This is a genomic window from Shewanella sp. Koi 1, assembly GCF_052907445.1.
The window spans coordinates 226187-244784 of record NZ_JBREJM010000001.1; the positions used below are offsets into that span (position 1 = coordinate 226187).

Sequence of the window (18598 nt, forward strand, 5' to 3'; positions counted from 1 at the left end):
AGATGGCGCAGGTTTTTCTAGGAGATGTAGTCGATGCAAATGAACAAAAAGCACAAGGGTTTTACCTTACTCGAAGTGATGGTGGTAATCGTTATCCTCGGTATTTTGGCATCTATGGTGGTGCCAAACCTGATGGGCAACAAAGATAAAGCCGACCAACAGAAAGCGGTATCTGACATAGTGGCGCTCGAAAACGCCTTAGATATGTACAAGTTAGATAACGGTGTTTATCCAACGACTGAACAAGGTTTAGAAGCCTTAGTACAAAAACCAACAATTTCACCCGAGCCACGTAACTACCGTGAAGAAGGCTATGTGAAGCGTTTACCACAGGATCCATGGCGCAATAACTACTTACTGTTAAGCCCAGGCGAAAACAGCAAGTTAGATATCTTTAGTGCAGGCCCAGATGGTCAGCCAGGTACCGAAGACGATATCGGTAACTGGAACTTACAGAACTTCCAATAAGATGTTAACGCTGCGCCACGCCGGCTTCACCTTGATGGAGGTGATGCTGGTGATTTTGTTAATGGGACTCACCGCGGCAGCGGTGACTATGTCTATTGGCAATTCAGGCCCACAACAGGCGCTGGAAAAAAATGCGCAGCAATTTATCGCCGCCACAGAGCTAGTGTTGGACGAAACCGTATTGAGCGGTCAATTTATCGGTATCGTGGTGGAAAAAACCAGTTATCAGTTTGTTTATTATAAAGATGGTAAATGGAATCCATTGGAGAAGGACAGAATTCTGTCTGAAAAACAAATGGAACCCGGCATCGCGCTGAATCTGGTGCTCGACGGTTTACCCTTAGTGCAGGAGGATGAGAAGGACGAGTCGTGGTTCGACGAGCCCTTAATCGAGCCTTCTGCGGAAGATAAGAAAAAGCACCCAGAGCCGCAGATTTTGCTGTTCCCGAGTGGTGAAATGAGCGCCTTCGAGCTGAGCTTTATGACCAAGACCGACAAGGGGCCACTCGATGTGTTAGTGGTGGGCGATGCCCTTGGCCGTTTAACCCTAGGGCGACCCGATGAAATACGCTAAGGGTATGACCCTACTCGAAGTCATTGTGGCCTTGGCGGTATTTGCCATTGCCGCCGTCTCTATCACCAAAAGCTTAGGTGAACAGATGGCGAATATGCCGATTCTGGAGTCACGCACTCTTGCCCAATGGGTGGCGGATAATCAAATGGTCGACGCCAGACTCGACCCGCAATTTCCCGAATTAGGCAAAAAAGAAGGGCAGGTTGAACTCGCGGGTAAGGATTGGTACTGGCGCAAAGAAGTGGTGAAAACCACGGATGATAACTTTCGCATGATCCGCATTAGTGTCAGTGAAGATGAGCGTTATCAGCGTATTGCAGCACAAGTGAGCAGTTATGTCCTTAAAACAAACTAAGGCTCATAAGGGATTTACCCTGCTGGAAATGCTGATCGCGATTGCGATTTTTGCCATGTTAGGTTTAGCCGCCAATGCGGTATTAAGCACTGTGCTGACCAACGATGAAGTGACCCGTAACTTCTCGGTGCGTTTAAAGGCATTGCAGCAAGGCTTTGGCGCGATTGAGCGCGACCTTGGGCAGATGGTGGCGCGGACACCCAGATTACTCGAAGGCGGCCGTGGTACCACAGTCTTCCAAACGGGTAACGATATTTTAGATTCGGAATCAGAGGCCTTAGTGTTTTACCGCTTAGGCTGGCTCAACCCCGACGGCATATTGCCCCGTGGCAGCATACAGTCAGTTGCCTACGTGGTGCGCGAAGGAAAATTAGAGCGTTGGTACTTTCCGTATCCCGAACCCGAGTTTGGCGCCGAGCCAATGAAGACTGTGCTTATCGATAAGGTGCTCTCGGTCGAGTATTCCTTCTTTATGGAGGACAAATGGGAGCGTAAGGTCGAAGCGACCAAGTTACCCAAAGCCATCGCCATGGAAATTGAGATTGAAGGCTTAGGCAAAATTCAACGTAAGTTTATGTTGCCCTTGGGCGCGGCGGCGCCAGAAAAGTCCAATGATGAGGACAACAAGAACGATAACGCCGATGACAATAAAGACGACAACGGCGACCAAGACAATAACGGCGATGGCTCGGGTAACGGTGAAGAAGATCCCGGCAAAGGTGACCCAGGTAATGAGGATGGCGCATGATAAAGCGAAGTCCGACTAAACAACGTGGTGTCGCGCTGATTGTGGTGTTGTTGATCGTGGCTATGGTGGTGATTATCGCCACCAATATTACCAGCCGAAATCAGTTGTCGATGCGCCGCACCTTAAATTTAGCCCAGTACGATCAGGCCTATTGGTACGCGATTTCCGCTGAAGAGCTGGCGAAAAAGATCCTCAAACAGGACTTAGACGATTCGGAAGGCCGGGTACACAAGCAACAATATTGGGCCATGAGCGACGTGGTATTTCCGGCGGAATATGGTGAGATTGCAGGCAAGATCACCGATATGCGTTCGTGTTTTAACTTAAATGCCTTGTCCGTCACCACAAAAGATGTGGAAAACGGTCAACCTAAATTGCCGTTAGCGGCAAAGCAATACAAAGCGTTATTAGTGAGTTTAGGGATGGATGATTTTACCGCGGATCATCTGACCCAAACCCTCAAGGATTATATCGACGAGGACACGGTCGCGAGCCCATATGGCGCCGAAGATGCCGAGTACGAGGCACGAAATGTGCCATATCGCGCCGCAAATACCCTGATGAATCACAGGAGTGAGTTGCGGGCGGTGATAGGTTATACCCAAGATATTTATCTGAAATTATTGCCTTATATTTGCGTCATTCCAGGGAATGACAGACAACTGTTAAACGTGAACACCATAGAGGTTGAGCAAGCAGCGCTGCTGGCGGCCATGCTGGATAATCAGATTTCGGTTGGCGAGGCCGAAAGCATTATCAACCAACGCCCCGGCGATGGTTTTGCCAAGATCGATGATTTTTATGAATCCTCCTCAATGGGGTCGATTAAATGGGAAGATGCGATGAAGTCCAGTTTTGTGGTGGACAGTCAGTACTTCCTCCTCGCCTCGGGCGCAAAGGTCGACAACGCCATTTTTAGAATGGAGAGCGTGCTCAAAAAGAGCAGCGGTAACAAAATGGATGTGCTCACCCGTCAGTTTGGTGGACAAAAATAATAGCAAACAAGCTCAATCTTTTAAGATGGAAGCTGGTGGAGAAAAACTGTGAGTGAACGGCTATTTATTCGCTTAGGCAGAACCGCAGAGCAGGCATGCTCTTGGCTGGTTTGGTCCGAACAAGAACAAGAAATTATCGCCTCTGGTGAACTTGCCAACGCCCAAGGTTTATCAACCTTAACCGAGCGCGCGGGAAATCGGCCTATCGATGTATTGGTGCCAGCCTCCGCCATGACGCTCACCAGCGTGAATCTGCCCGAAAAAGGCCAACGCCAAGCCTTAAAAGCCCTGCCTTTTATGCTGGAAGAAACCATCGCCGATGATGTGGATGCAATGCACTTTACCGTTGGCCCACGCAATGGCGATGCCCTCAGCGTGGTAGCCGTTGCCCATGAGCAAATGCAAACTTGGCTTAGCTGTTTGGCCGAAGCAGGTTTAAAAGTGAAGCGTATCGTGCCCGATTGCCTCGCCTTGCCATTGCAGGAATGCCAATGGGCGGCAATGCGTTTCGGTAACGAGTTATTACTGCGTACAGGATTAGGAACCGGCCATAGCCTGCCTTTACCTTGGCTGCCAGTCGCGATGAAGCAACTGACGGCGCAGGCCGACGAAGTGTCGGTCGCCAGTTACACTGAAATGGAGCTGGACGGCGTTGAACTTAAGCCACAGCCGCTCGATTTGCCTATGTTGGTGCTAGCGCGCGGTATTTTACATGCGCCCATCAACTTACTCACGGGTGTGTATACGCCGAAGCGCGAATACAGTAAGCATCTGTTGCAATGGAAAAATGCCGCAATCGTGTTAGGCGTTGCCATTGTCTTGTCCTTAGTCAATAAGGGCTTAACTATCCATCAGGTGAATGGCCAGATTGCCGATTTGAAGGCACAGAGTGAGGCTATTTATCAACAAGTGGTGCCGGGGAACTCACGCATTGTGAATTTACGTTCGCAGATGGAAAGCCAGCTGCGCGCACTCCAAGGCCAAGGTAGTGGTGCTGAGTTTTTTGCGATGCTCGATGGTTTGCAGGACGCCTTTAAACAAGTGCCTGAGCTGAAACCAAATACCCTAAGATTTGAGAGCGCCCGTAATGAAATCCGCATGCAAGTTACGGCCAAGAATTACGCGCAAATTGAGAAGTTTAAAGAGATAGTCGGCCGTCGCTTCCAAATGGATGGCGGTACGATGAACAGCGGTGAAGATCAGGTCACCAGTACCTTAACCTTGAGGAGCAAATAAGATGGATAATTTGCGGACTTGGTGGCAAGGGCTTGCATCGCGCGAGCAGCAAATAGTCGGATTCGGCGCCGTTTTCTTAGTGATCGGCGTGTTTTACTGGGGTATCTGGACACCCATTGCCAATGCCGAAGCCAATGCTCTTCGCAACCTAACGGCGCAGCAGCAGACACTGACCTATGTAAAGCAAACGGCGAATAAAATCGCTGGCTTAAAACAAAGCGGCGCTAAACCGACAATGTCAGGCAGCTTAAGCTCGGTCGTTAACCAAACGGCGGGCACTTACGGATTAGTGATCACTCGTATGCAGCCCCAGGGCGATAAAATCCAAGTGTGGATGGATGATGTGCCATTCGATGCCTTACTCAATTATTTGAGTGACTTAGTGCAGAAAAAAGGCCTATCACTTGAGAGTGTTGATTTGGCAGAGGCCGACGCGGCTGGCTATGTCAAAGTAAGACGTATCCAACTAGCGCAATAGGTTAAGGTGTAGCTGTGAGTTTGATAAAAAAAATCATTATAGGTGTACTGGTTTATTTAGTGTTTTTACTGGCGTTATTTCCCGCCAGTGTTGCTGTGCGCCTCGCACCACTGCCTGCAAATGTGGGGATTTCTGGCGTGAGTGGCAGTATTTGGTCTGGCAGCATTGAAACCTTAAATCTGCAGCAACGCCAATTGGAACAAGTACGCTGGGAGCTGAGCCCTTGGGCGTTGTTTTTAGGTAAAGTGAAGCTGGATTTTCAAGTAGGTAGCCGTGCAACCCCAGTGAGTGCCAAAGGGGTAATCACTTGGTCAATGGGCGGTATCAGCGCTCAAGGATTGCGTTTTGAAGCGCCCGATAGTTTCTTGATTGGCAATGCAAAACTGCCCTTTAGAACCGAAATTAACGGTGAAGTCAGCTTGCTGGTGGAAACCCTAGAACAAGGTAAACCTTGGTGCGAGCAGTTATCGGGTAAGTTGTTTTTAAATCAAACCAATGTGAAGAACCAATTCGGCAATTATCCTCTGGGTAATATCGAGTTGGGGCTGAGTTGTGTTGAGGGTAAAGCCCAGCTTGCCACCGATGAGAGTAAAAACCAGTTGGGGATTATCGGCACGTTACAACTAGACGAAGGCAATATGGTCAAGGTTGCCGCTAAAATTAAAGAAACCAACGAACAGCCAGAAGATATGCGTAAATCCCTCGGTATGCTCGGCAAGCGTGGTAGCGATGGTTACTTCCCTGTAGTTTATCAAGGCCGTATTCCAGGGCTTTAATCTTAGAAAAGCTCGTGCATGATTCGATAAAGGCACCTTAGGGTGCCTTTTGTATTTTAAGGGATTAACCCGCCAGATCGGCAAACAGCAGGCGATAGTCGCTAATAGCCGGAAAATCATTGAAGGTTTTAGCCGGTTTTTGGCTATCGGGATTGCTAATCCCCAGTTGATGCCCCACGCCCGCTAAGCGCGCCGCATTCAAAATCGGCTCGCTATCATCGATAAACAGGCAGCGCTCTGGCACTAGGGCGAATTTTTCAAATAGCGTTTGCCAAAATTGTGGGTGTTCCTTGGGATAACCCGTTTCATGGCTTGAAATCATCGCATCTAAGCCGTTCGCCAGTTCAGTGTGCTCCAGCTTAAGCGCAAGACTCTTAGGGTGGGCATTGGTGACTAAGATACGTTTTTTCCCTGCGGCGGCGAGGGCATCGAGAAAAGGCATACTGTCTTGGCGCAGCTGGATACGGTCAACTAAGTTACGGTGAAGCCCCATAATGTCGAGCTGCAGCTCGGACTGCCAATAATCGAGGCAATACCAGTCTAACGTGCCCGCGACTCTGCCGTAGGCTTGTTCCACCAGTTGTTGTGCCTGGCACTGGCTTAATCCCCGTTGCTTGCTCAGCTCCTGCGGCACCAGACTCAGCCAAAAATGGTTGTCAAAGTGCAGGTCGAGCAGGGTGCCATCCATATCGAGCAGTACAGTATCAATCTTCTTCCAGTCAAACATGGGATGTCCTGTGTGGTTGCTATTTGTCCAACAAAAAGTGGCGAATATATTCCGAACGATAAAATATGTTTTCAGATGTTTTGTATTTGTTTTGCACTATCCTTATTTGGTGTCTATTTTGTTTATTGTTGGTTAAATTTTGCAGGTTGAAATCGGTAAGTCGAAATGATTATACCGTGAATTCAACACTGCTTTGGATAACTGCCCTAGATTGTGTGGGTAAGAAGTTCATTTATCCACATAAGTTTATTTTCACCCAGATTATGGTTAGGTGTCTTAGTCGTACGCTTTGACATTTCTATATAAATAATGATTTCAGAAAGCAAGGGATTGAATGGCGGCTCAATTACATTTTATTTCGGGTTTACCTCGTTCTGGCTCCACGCTGCTTGCGGGAATATTGAGGCAAAATCCACGTTTTCACGCTGCTATGAGTAGTCCTGTTGCGGGACTTGTGAATGGCGCCTTGGAGCAAATGGGCGCAGGAAGTGAAAGCTATTCCTTTTTTGATGAACAAAAGCGCAAAGCCATTTGTCGAGCATTGATCGATGCCTACTACAGCGATAAAAGCCAAGCAGTTATTTTTGATACCAATCGTCTATGGACAGCGCGTCTTCATCAGTTAGTTGAATTAGTTGATGATTTTAAAGTGATTTGTTGTGTGCGAAATCCTGCATGGATTATGGATAGCTTTGAAAAAATTTACCGTAAAAACCCCTTTGACTACAGTCGGATGTTTAACGCAGCTACTCGCCAAACCGTATATAGCCGCTGCGAAGCTCTTATTAATACTGGTGGTAGTGTGGGGGCCGCTTGGACGGCATTAAAAGAGGCTTATTACGGCGAATATTCAGAGCGATTGTTATTGGTGGATTACGATCTGCTGACTCAGCATCCTGCTCGCACTCTAGAATTAATTTACCGCTTTATTGGCGAGCCTTTGTTTGCGCATGATTTCGATAATGTCGATTATTCAGAGAATGAGTTTGATCAAAACCTAGGTGTAAAAGGTTTACATAACGTTGGTAGAAAGGTGGAGTTTAAAAGTCGGCGCAGCATTTTGCCGCCGGATTTATTTGTGAAGTACCAAGAAATGGACTTCTGGCTGGATACTACTGGCACTGCAGCCAATATTATTGCCAGTAAAAAGTCGCCAGTAATACCAGTTAAAAACTAAGGAACTTAGAGTACTATGGCAAACAAAATTCTTACCGGGTTGTCTTCTCTGTTGCTTCCCTTTGGGCTTTATGGCGCGCCCGTGCAGCTTTCTTCTGGTTATTCACGTTCGTATCTTTCGGCTACGGCTCAAGGAAACCCACTTCCAGTAAGCACTGCTGCATCTTCAAAGGTGCTACGCGGATTAGCGCCTGAAAAGGCTAACGACCTAGATATAATTGGTGCCTACCTCGTTAAGGAGTTGGTGGTTATTGATTCTGCTGTACCGGACAAACAACTCTTTTATCGTGGCCTTAAACCCGGGATTGATATTGTTGAAATCGATTCGAGCCAATCTGGGGTACGTCAACTAAAGACTATTCTCGCTAAATATCATGACCTTACTGCAATTCACATTGTCTCCCATGCGCAAGAGGGGGCCTTATTACTCGGTAACTCTCATATCACTGCCGAGAATATCAAGAAAGAAGTGGAGGTTTTCGCTGCCTTAAATGGTGCAGTACGCGAAGGTGGTGACCTGCTGTTTTACGGTTGTGAGTTAGCGGCAAATGCTGCTGGTGAGGAGTTGCTGGATATAGTTCAGCACAACACTCATCTGGATGTGGCTGCATCAAACAATTTAACTGGAGATGCACGGCAACATGGTGACTGGAACTTAGAGATTCAGCGCGGTCATATTGAGACTGAACTGGCCTTTACCGAAAAAGCGCTTAAGGATTTTTCTGCGGTCTTAGGTCAGTATACGCCAAGGAGTTTTTGCCCTAGCACATATGTTTCCAACGCAGCCAATATCACTTCTACAGATACACACTACACCATTACAACCTCTCCTAATTCATTGTTTTGTGGCCCAAATGGACAAGTTGGTTACTCAAGTTCACTTTCACCTACACACACTATTACCGTGACAGGCAATAACGGAGTTTTTAATCTCAGCCAGCTTCAAATAGGCGGTGGGACTTGTCCAACTAACAAGGTTTATGGCTATAACAGTAACTCATTAGTTGTTTCGTCGACTAGCAATCCTCCAGATCCTACGAACTTTAAAACAGATATTAATATGTCCGCTTTTAGCGGAATAGCTATCGATAAGTTTGTTATTAAACTCTCTAGTTGTGCTGGTTTATCGGGTATCACCTCATTTACCGTGCCCGATCCGGATAATACGCCGCCAACAGTAAATTCAGTGAGTTCGAGTGTCGCAAATGCTACGTACAAAGTGGGTGATGTTATTGGTGTTCGGGTGAACTTTAGTGAGGTTGTAAACGTTATTGGCACTCCACAGTTAACCCTTGAAACTGGTTCAACAGATAGGGTAGTGAATTATTCAAGTGGTACAGGGACAAGTGCACTGCTCTTCAATTATACGGTTCAGGCAGGGGATACTACGTCCGACTTGGATTATGTGACAACGAATCCCCTGTCGCTCAACGGCGGTTCTATAAAAGATGCTGCGGCCAATAATGCAACACTGACATTACCATCTCCGGGTGCTGCCAACTCTCTAGGGGCCAATAAAAACATCGTCATAGATGGCGTGGTGCCTACTGTGTCATCGGTCACTTCAAGCACAAGCAGTGGCACTTATAAAGCTGGTGATGTGATTAGTATCCAGGTGAATTTCAGTGAAACAGTTAATGTGACCGGTACGCCACAACTGACGCTGGAAAATGGATCAAGTAATAGGACTGTGAACTATTCGAGTGGGACAGGTACTAGTTCGCTCACATTCAGTTACACAGTACAAGCGGGAGATATCTCCAGCGATCTGGATTATGTGGCAACAAATTCCCTTGCACCCAATGGCGGTACAATTAAAGATGCTGCAGGTAACAATGCGACTTTAACTCTTGCATCGCCTGGAGCAGCAAACTCCTTAGGTGCGAATACAGCGATAGTGATTGACGCGGTGACACCTTCGGTGACGAGTATCGCCCCCAGTGGTGGAGCAGTATCAACTGATACCAGTGTGGATTTCACGGTGAACTTCAGTGAGTCAGTGAACAATATTTCCACCGATGATTTCAGCTTAGTAGCAACTGGCGGTGCAATGGGCACAATTGCCAGTGTGTCTGCTAGTACAGGTTCCAGTGTGACAGTGACGGTCAGTGGTATCAGTGGGAATGGCTCGATCAAGCTCAATCTGAACGGTTCAACAAACATTTCAGATGCCGCAGGTAATTCAGGTCCTGCAGCCTATAGCAGCGGTACAACCCACACGGTCGCAATTCCTACTGCACCAAATGCACCTACGATAGGTACGGCTACAGCGGGGGATGGTCAAGCAAACGTGACCTTCACAGCTCCTGGCAGTAATGGTGGTTCGGATATTACCACTTACACCGCAACAGCTAATCCTGGAGGGGCGACAGGAAACTGTGCTGGTCCTGCAGCCTGCACCATTACAGTTGGATCATTAACCAACGGTACTGCCTATACCTTCACTGTAACTGCGACCAATGCTATTGGAACTGGCTTGGCATCAGGGAGCTCAAATGCAGTAACTCCGAAAGCTGATCAGATCATTACTTTTGCGCAACCTGCCAATTATAACTTTGGTGCTACACCAACGCTGACGGCGACTTCTAATTCAGGACTGACAGTAAGTTTCTCGTCGTCAACCTCAGGCGTTTGTACTATCACTTCCGGTGGCGCGCTTACCTTTGTCACTGCCGGTACTTGTACTATAGATGCCGATCAATCCGGTAACGCTGCGACTAATGCCGCTATGACGGTTACGCGTTCGTTTGCTGTTAATGCGGTAACACCGACGGCACCAACAATCGGTACTGCAACCGCGGGGAATACTCAAGCATCGGTTAGCTTTACCGCTCCTGTAAGTAATGGCGGTGCAGCGGTTACGGGTTATACAGTTACCTCTAATCCCGGTGGTTTTATTGGATCAGGAACCAGCTCGCCAATTGCTGTTACTGGTTTGACAAATGGAGTGTCCTATACATTTACCGTTACCGCGACCAACTCTGTCGGGACAGGTTCTGCTTCCGCAGCGTCCAATTCTGTTACTCCAGTGTCACCTCAGACAATTACTTTTACGAATCCTGGTGCACAGAGTTTTGGTTCCTCGCCAACTTTAGTCGCGACATCCGACTCAGGGTTAACAACGACTTTTACTTCATCAACTACAGGGGTTTGTACTATCACAACGGGCGGAACCCTGACGTTCGTTACGGCTGGTTCTTGTACCATTAACGCTGACCAAGTGGGTAATTCATCCTACTTGCCTGCAACTCAAGTTTCCCAAACCTTTACAGTTAATCCTGCATTGCCTAGTGTTCCTACAAGTGTAACTGCGACGGCTGGGAATGCTCAGGCAAGTGTGGCCTTTACCGCTCCGGTCAATACTGGTGGCACGAGTATTACAGGTTATACAGTAACAGTCAGCCCTGCGGATGTTGCACCAATTAATGGTTCAGGTTCACCGATAGTAGTGTCGGGTTTAACTAACGGGCAGGCTTATACTTTTACTGTCACTGCTAATAACTCAGCAGGAACTGGTCCTGCATCAGCAGCATCCAACTCGATAACCCCCAAAGCGACTCAGATCATTACTTTCAATAACCCCGGTGCGCAGAACTTTGGTTCGTCACCAATGTTTAGTGCGACTTCTGATTCTGGTTTGTCACCGACCTTTACTTCATCCACAACTGGTGTCTGTACGATCACAAGCCTTGGTGCTGTGACATTCGTCACTGCGGGAACTTGTACTATTAATGCAGATCAGTCTGGTAACGCCAGTTATTTACCAGCGACTCAAGTTAGTCGTTCCTTTACAGTGAATGCTGTTGTTCCTGGTGCGCCAGTCATTGGCACGGCGACAGCGGGTGATGCTCAAGCCTTGGTGAGTTTTACCGCTCCAGGATTTAGTGGTGGTACAGCAGTTACGGGATATACCTTAGTCTCTACTCCTGGTGGTATTACCGCATCGGGTGCTTCTTCACCCATCACAATTACGGGATTAACCAATGGAACTTCCTATTCATTTACTGTAGCTGCGACAAATTCGGCTGGTTTAGGTAGTGCTTCAGCGGCAAGTAACACAGTAAAACCCAATGGCGCACCAGTCATTAATGGCACACCAACGTTAACCGTTAACCAAGGTGCGTTATATAACTTCGCGCCAGTAGCGACTGATTCCCTTGGAGATAGTCTAACGTTTAGTATTAATCAGACTATTTCATGGCTGACCTTTAATAGCGTAACGGGAGCTTTATCTGGCACACCTTCTAATCAAGATGTGGGTGTGATTAACGGTATTGTGATCAGTGTTTCTGATGGTTCACTGTCTGCCAGTCTTCCTCCCTTTGATCTGAGAGTGATTAACGTCAACGATGCACCGACCATCAGTTCAACGGCGTTAACGAGTGCCACTCAAGATGCGGCCTATAGCTACACCTTGGTGGCGACGGACAGCGACGTGGGCGACAGTCTCACCTTAAGCGCCGTGACACTGCCAAGTTGGCTGAGCTTCAATGCGGCGACGGGCGTGCTGAGTGGTACCCCAACTAATGCTAACGTCGGCAGTCATGCAGTAGTGTTACGTGCCACGGACGGGGATGGTCTGACGATTGACCAGAGCTTTACGATTGTGGTGGCAAACGTTAACGATGCACCGACTATCAGCTCAACGGCGTTAACCAGTGCCACTCAAGATGCGGCCTATAGCTACACCTTGGTGGCGACGGACAGCGACGTGGGTGACAGTCTCATCTTAAGTGCCGTCACACTCCCAAGCTGGTTGAGCTTTAATGCGGCGACGGGGGCTCAGTGGTACGCCAACTAATGCTAACGTGGGCAGTCATTCGGTAGCGTTACGAGCAACGGATGTGGATGGCTTAACCGCAGACCAAAGCTTTACGATTGTGGTGGCAAACGTCAACGATGCACCGACCATCAGTTCAACGGCACTCACCAGTGCCACTCAAGATGCGGCCTATAGCTACACCTTGGTGGCGACAGACAGCGACGTGGGCGACAGTCTCACCTTAAGCGCCGTGACACTGCCAAGCTGGCTGAGCTTCAATGCGGCGACAGGCGTGCTGAGTGGTACCCCGACTAACACTAACGTGGGTAACCATTCGGTAGCGTTACGCGCCACGGATGTTGATGGCTTAACCGCAGACCAGAGCTTTACGATTGTGGTGGCGAACGTCAACGATGCACCGACCATCAGTTCAACGGCACTCACCAGTGCCACTCAAGATGCGGCCTATAGCTACACCTTGGTGGCGACAGACAGCGACGTGGGCGACAGTCTCACCTTAAGCGCGGTGACCTTACCAAGCTGGCTAAGTTTCAATGCGGCGACGGGCGTGCTGAGTGGTACCCCAACTAATGCTAACGTCGGCAGTCATGCAGTAGTGTTACGTGCCACGGACGGGGATGGTCTGACGATTGACCAGAGCTTTACGATTGTGGTGGCAAACGTTAACGATGCACCGACTATCAGCTCAACGGCGTTAACCAGTGCCACTCAAGATGCGGCCTATAGCTACACCTTGGTGGCGACGGACAGCGACGTGGGTGACAGTCTCATCTTAAGTGCCGTCACACTCCCAAGCTGGTTGAGCTTTAATGCGGCGACGGGGGTGCTCAGTGGTACGCCAACTAATGCTAACGTGGGTAACCATGCGGTAGTGTTACGCGCCACGGATGTTGATGGGTTAACCGCAGACCAGAGCTTTACGATAGTGGTGGCGAACGTCAACGATGCACCGACCATCAGTTCAACGGCGTTAACGAGTGCCACTCAAGATGCGGCCTATAGCTACACCTTGGTGGCGACGGACAGCGATGTGGGCGACAGCCTGACCTTAAGCGCCGTCACACTGCCAAGCTGGCTGAGCTTTAATGCGGCGACGGGCGTGCTGAGTGGTACCCCGACTAATGCTAACGTCGGCGGTCATGCAGTAGTGTTACGCGCCACAGACGGAGATGGTCTGACGATTGACCAGAGCTTTACGATTGTGGTGGCGAACGTCAACGATGCACCGACCATCAGTTCAACCGCACTCACCAGTGCCACCCAAGATGCGGCCTATAGCTACACCTTGGTGGCGACGGATAGCGACGTGGGCGACAGTCTGACCTTAAGCGCCGTCACACTGCCAAGCTGGCTGAGCTTCAATGCGGCGACAGGCGTGCTGAGTGGTACCCCAACTAATGCTAACGTGGGTAACCATGCGGTATTGCTACGAGCAACGGATGTTGATGGCTTAACCGCAGACCAGAGCTTTACGATTGTGGTGGCGAACGTCAATGATGCACCGACCATCAGTTCAACCGCACTCACCAGTGCCACCCAAGATGCGGCCTATAGCTACACCTTGGTGGCGACGGATAGCGACGTGGGCGACAGTCTGACCTTAAGCGCCGTGACACTGCCAAGCTGGCTGAACTTCAATGCGGCGACAGGCGTGCTGAGTGGTACCCCAACTAATGCTAACGTCGGCAGTCATGCAGTAGTGTTACGCGCTACGGACGGAGATGGTCTGACGATTGACCAGAGCTTTACGATAGTGGTGGCAAACGTTAACGATGCACCGACCATCAGTTCAACCGCACTCACCAGTGCCACCCAAGATGCGGCCTATAGCTACACCTTGGTGGCGACGGATAGCGACGTGGGCGACAGTCTGACCTTAAGCGCCGTGACACTGCCAAGCTGGCTGAACTTCAATGCGGCGACGGGTGTGCTGAGTGGTACGCCAACTAATGCTAACGTCGGCAGTCATGCAGTAGTGTTACGTGCCACGGACGGAGATGGTCTGACGATTGACCAGAGCTTTACGATAGTAGTGGCGAACATCAACGATGCGCCGACTATCAGTTCAACGGCGTTAACGAGTGCCACTCAAGATGCAGCCTATAGCTACACCTTGGTGGCAACGGACAGCGATGTAGGCGACAGTCTCACCTTAAGCGCCGTCACACTGCCAAGCTGGCTGAACTTCAATGCGGCGACGGGCGTGCTGAGTGGTACTCCAACTAACGCCAATGTCGGCAGTCATGTGGTGGTGCTACGCGCAACGGACGGAGATGGTCTGACGATTGACCAAAGTTTTACGATAGTGGTGGCGAACGTCAACGATGCGCCGACTATCAGTTCAACGGCGTTAACGAGTGCCACTCAAGATGCAGCCTATAGCTACACCTTGGTGGCAACGGACAGCGATGTAGGCGACAGTCTCACCTTAAGCGCCGTCACACTGCCAAGCTGGCTGAACTTCAATGCGGCGACGGGCGTGCTGAGTGGTACTCCAACTAACGCCAATGTCGGCAGTCATGCGGTGGTGCTACGTGCCACGGACGGGGATGGCCTGACGATTGACCAGAGCTTTACGATTGTGGTGGCAAACGTCAACGATGCACCGACCATCAGCTCGACGGCAATAACGAGTGCCACTCAAGATGCAGCCTATAGCTACACCTTGGTGGCAACGGACAGCGATGTAGGCGACAGTCTCACCTTAAGCGCCGTCACACTGCCAAGCTGGCTGAGCTTCAATGCGGCGACGGGCGTGCTGAGTGGTACTCCAACTAACGCCAATGTCGGTAGTCATGCGGTGGTGCTACGTGCCACGGACGGGGATGGTCTGACGATTGACCAAAGCTTTACGATTGCGGTGGCAAACGTTAACGATGCACCAGTTGCTACCAATCAGACAGTAACGCTAGAAGAAGATAGTTCGCTGATGATCACGCTTGCCGCTGAGGATGCCGATAATGATCCTCTGACCTATGAGATCACCTCGCAACCTGCCTCTGGTACCTTAGAGCAACATGGTAGTGTCTGGCTCTATACGTCTGAGAAGGATTTTAATGGTACTGATTCTATTAGCTTTATCGCTAAAGATGCAGAGTTAAGCTCAGAGCCTGCGACAGTCACCATTACGGTTACGCCAGTGAACGATGATCCTCAAGCTGTCGATGACAGCTATACCTTAACCAGTACCCCCAATGACACCTATTCGCTGGCGGTGTTGGCAAACGATGTGGATGTTGATGGTGACACCTTAACCATTGATGGTGCTACTGCGGATATTGGTAGTGTGCAAATCACCTCGGATGGACTCAGTTTTACCGCGCCCGAGGCTTATGTAGGCCCTGTTGCACTGCGTTATACCATTAGCGATGGCAACAAAGGCCGAGCAACCGCCAAAGTGAATGTGCTGATTGAAGGCGCTGACTCAGCGAATCAACCCGTGATCACCCTACCTGATGATGTGGAGGTAAATGCGACTGGTCTGTTTACGCGGGTGAAACTCGGTTTTGCCAAGGCGGTTGACCGTAATGGGCATCCATTACCTGTGTCGCTGGTGAATAAGAGCTTGTTCTTCGCCCCTGGCAACTACTTAGCCTATTGGCAGGCAGTGGATGGCGAGGGTAATAAGGCGATTAAAGCGCAGAAGGTCAAAGTCAATCCATTGATTTCACTGAGCAAAGATCAAGTTGTTGCTGAAGGTAATCAAGTGACTGTGAGTGTTCACCTCAATGGTGAGGCGCCAAACTATCCATTGAGTATTCCATACACAGTATCCGGTTCAGCCGATAGCAGCGACCATGATTTGGTTGATGGTGTTGTCGAGATAACCTCGGGTCAAATGGCAGAAATCCACTTTACTACTCTGAACGATGGTGTGACCGAAGGGAATGAAGAGGTGCTTATCAGCCTAGATTCAAGCCTGAATCTTGGTAGTAAGCAGCAGACTCAAGTGGTGATTACCGAAGCCAATATTGCACCACAGGTCAGTTTAGCGGTGACTCAAGCTGGCCAGCAGCAAGTCATTGTCGCGCAAAATGGCGGTGATGTGCATATTCGTGCCACTGCCTCCGATGCCAATGAGCAAGATACATTGACGCTGACGTGGGCAAGCGGCGCGTTAAGCTTGCAAGCGGATGCGACAGGCATGACATTCTCTCCAGCCGCGGTGTCACCGGGGATTTATCCTGTGAGCCTAACGGTGACCGATGATGGTTCGCCTGTGCTGTCGAGTACCGAAACAGTGTACATCGTAGTGCGTCCAAGTTTAGCCGCATTGACGAGTGCCGATACGGATGGCGATTTAATTCCCGATGATCAAGAAGGCTATAGCGACAGCGATCGTGATGGCATCCCAGATTATTTGGATGCAAATAACGACTGTAATGTGATGCCTGAAGGTGAATTGCAGCCAGTCTACTTCTTGGCCGAAGGGCAGGCGGGCGTCTGTTTACGTTTGGGGAATATTGCCCTAAGCCGTGGACAGAGCGGCGTGCAGCTACAGCCAGAAGCCGTGGCAGAAGATGCTTTAGCCGCAAATGTGGGCGGTATTTTCGACTTTATCGCCACGGGCCTACCACAACAGGGCCAAAGCTATAGCTTAGTATTGCCACAACGCTCACCTGTTCCTGCGAATGCCGTCTACCGCAAGTTCAATGCTCAAGCGGGCTGGCGAGACTTTGTAATTGATGCAAACAACACTGTTGCCAGTACCGAGGGTGAACGTGGTTTCTGCCCGCCACCAGGGGATAGCCGTTGGACGCCGGGATTAACTGAAGGCCATTGGTGTGTGCAGTTGACCATCGAAGATGGCGGCCCTAACGATGATGATGGTGTGGCTAACCGTACTATTGTTGACCCAAGTGGTGTTGCTGTGATGCTCAATGGTAACCACTTACCTGTCGCCAATCCCGACTCGGCAGCAATTGCTTGGAACCAGAGTATTGATGTGAACGTGCTTGCCAACGATACGGATAGCGATGGGGATAGTTTGAGCGTCACACAAGTGATTAGTGAGTTTGGCACTGTCACAGTGTTAGCGGATCAACGGATCAGTTACATGCCGGCGGCAGACTTTATCGGCACCGATGTGTTGGTGTATAGCATTACCGATGGCAAAGGTGGTACGGCAAGTAGTGAGCTGACGATAGTGGTGAATGGCAACACTGCACCTGTGACTGTCGACGACAGCGCCGCCACCGATGATCGTACCAGCCTGCTTATCGATGTGCTAAGTAATGACACCGATGTGGATGGTAATACGTTGACCCTGCTAAGTGCGACGGCTCAACAAGGCACTGTGACTATCGAGGCGAATAAACTGCGCTATATCCCTAAAACAGGATTCGATGGTGTGGATACCGTGACCTATAGGATTAGCGACGGCCAAGGTGGTGAAGCGACGGGGCAAGTGCTTATCACAGTGAAAGCCTATCAAGAGGTCATTATCGATAATAAGTCAGGAGGAGGTAGTATGACCTTATGGGCGTTGGCATTTATCTTGGTATGCGCGATGTTGCGTCGCCGTGAGTTACAGCGATTGGCCTTAGGCTGCCTGTTATTGCTCAGTGTTACGCAACAGGCGCAGGCAACAGACTGGTATGTTGAGGGTTTTATTGGCGAAGCTCAGGCCGATAAAACACTGCCTGAGTTGAATACCCAAGTGGGAGAGGGACAGCTCCTCAACGTCGATGACTCGGATACTGCTTTTGGGGTGAGTCTGGGTTATCAATGGACGCCGACCGTAGCGTTAGAACTGGGCTATGCCGATTTTGGTGAAGGAAGTGCGAGAATTAAGGGCGCAACGCTAACGCCGGAGCAATACCATGAGTTGGTGAAAGCCGTCACTCCAGTCCTTGCCGATGGGGTTATGTTGGGCTTGAGATTTACCTTGTTGCAGCATCAAAGTTGGCGCTTTGAAGTGCCCGTTGGCTTGTTCCATTGGCAAGCCGATATCAGCAGTACCATGGGGAATACCACGATCAAGACCGACTTAGATGGCACCGATTGGTATGCGGGAGTGCGTTTCAGTTACCAATTTAGTGATGCTTGGTCTGTAGGCTTAGGTTATCAATATATTGATATTGAACCGAATGACCTATTGAGCTATCAACTCAATCTGCGTTATCAGTTTTAGTTTATGTCGACATTAAAAGGGGCTTAGCCCCTTTTTTGTTGGTGAATTTTCGCGATAAAAAGCGGAAAGTTTTAACCGCTTCTCCTTTGTCGTGGCTGAGTATGTGATTTAAATCCCATGGCTTGGATGGTGGTCTTTGGAATAGCCGC

12 protein-coding genes are annotated in these 18598 nt (G+C 49.6%); 11 read left to right on the top strand and 1 reads right to left on the bottom strand.

The features are described from left to right. Nucleotides 1-33 precede the first annotated feature (33 nt). From gspG to ACUZ8J_RS01075, 8 genes are read left to right on the top strand one after another with little or no spacing between them, the layout of a single operon-like run. Nucleotides 34-468 carry a type II secretion system major pseudopilin GspG gene (gene gspG / locus ACUZ8J_RS01040; RefSeq protein WP_011715426.1) on the top strand — a complete coding sequence of 145 codons (435 nt, stop codon included), beginning with the start codon at nt 34-36 and terminating at the stop codon, nt 466-468. 1 nt (nt 469) lies between these two features. Beyond that, on the top strand, nt 470-1042 hold the full coding sequence (gspH, locus tag ACUZ8J_RS01045) for a type II secretion system minor pseudopilin GspH (RefSeq protein WP_446692843.1): 573 nt from the start codon (nt 470-472) through the stop codon (nt 1040-1042). Continuing rightward, nucleotides 1029-1397: a type II secretion system minor pseudopilin GspI gene (gene gspI, locus ACUZ8J_RS01050; protein WP_011715428.1), complete on the top strand. Its 369-nt coding sequence runs from the start codon at nt 1029-1031 to the stop codon at nt 1395-1397. Before gspH ends, gspI begins: the two co-directional genes overlap by 14 nt. After that, nucleotides 1378-2145, top strand: a complete 768-nt coding sequence (gene gspJ, locus ACUZ8J_RS01055; RefSeq protein WP_446692844.1) for a type II secretion system minor pseudopilin GspJ — start codon at nt 1378-1380, stop codon at nt 2143-2145. The genes gspI and gspJ overlap by 20 nt, the downstream gene beginning before the upstream one ends. Further along, a complete protein-coding gene (gene gspK / locus ACUZ8J_RS01060; protein ID WP_011620996.1) occupies nt 2142-3140 on the top strand; it encodes a type II secretion system minor pseudopilin GspK in 999 nt (332 codons plus the stop codon). The genes gspJ and gspK overlap by 4 nt, the downstream gene beginning before the upstream one ends. A gap of 48 nt (nt 3141-3188) precedes the next feature. After that, on the top strand, nt 3189-4376 hold the full coding sequence (gene gspL / locus ACUZ8J_RS01065) for a type II secretion system protein GspL (protein WP_011620997.1): 1188 nt from the start codon (nt 3189-3191) through the stop codon (nt 4374-4376). A 1-nt stretch (nt 4377) separates the two neighbouring features. Then, nucleotides 4378-4854: a type II secretion system protein M gene (locus ACUZ8J_RS01070; RefSeq protein ID WP_011620998.1), complete on the top strand. Its 477-nt coding sequence runs from the start codon at nt 4378-4380 to the stop codon at nt 4852-4854. Nucleotides 4855-4868: 14 nt separating this feature from the next. After that, nucleotides 4869-5630, top strand: a complete 762-nt coding sequence (locus ACUZ8J_RS01075; protein WP_446692845.1) for a type II secretion system protein N — start codon at nt 4869-4871, stop codon at nt 5628-5630. Nucleotides 5631-5694: 64 nt separating this feature from the next. Here ACUZ8J_RS01075 and yrfG read toward each other — a convergent pair whose 3' ends face one another. Further along, nucleotides 5695-6357, bottom strand: a complete 663-nt coding sequence (gene yrfG, locus ACUZ8J_RS01080; RefSeq protein WP_446692846.1) for a GMP/IMP nucleotidase — start codon at nt 6355-6357, stop codon at nt 5695-5697. 334 nt (nt 6358-6691) lie between these two features. Between yrfG and ACUZ8J_RS01085 the strand changes: the two genes are divergently transcribed. From ACUZ8J_RS01085 to ACUZ8J_RS01095, 3 genes are read left to right on the top strand one after another with little or no spacing between them, the layout of a single operon-like run. Then, nucleotides 6692-7534 carry a sulfotransferase family protein gene (locus ACUZ8J_RS01085; protein ID WP_446692847.1) on the top strand — a complete coding sequence of 281 codons (843 nt, stop codon included), beginning with the start codon at nt 6692-6694 and terminating at the stop codon, nt 7532-7534. Nucleotides 7535-7549: 15 nt separating this feature from the next. After that, entirely contained in the window at nt 7550-12334 is a 4785-nt protein-coding gene (locus ACUZ8J_RS01090) for a DUF4347 domain-containing protein (protein WP_446692848.1), read from the top strand. After that, on the top strand, nt 12300-18449 hold the full coding sequence (locus ACUZ8J_RS01095; RefSeq protein ID WP_446692849.1) for a putative Ig domain-containing protein: 6150 nt from the start codon (nt 12300-12302) through the stop codon (nt 18447-18449). The genes ACUZ8J_RS01090 and ACUZ8J_RS01095 overlap by 35 nt, the downstream gene beginning before the upstream one ends. Nucleotides 18450-18598: the final 149 nt, after the last annotated feature.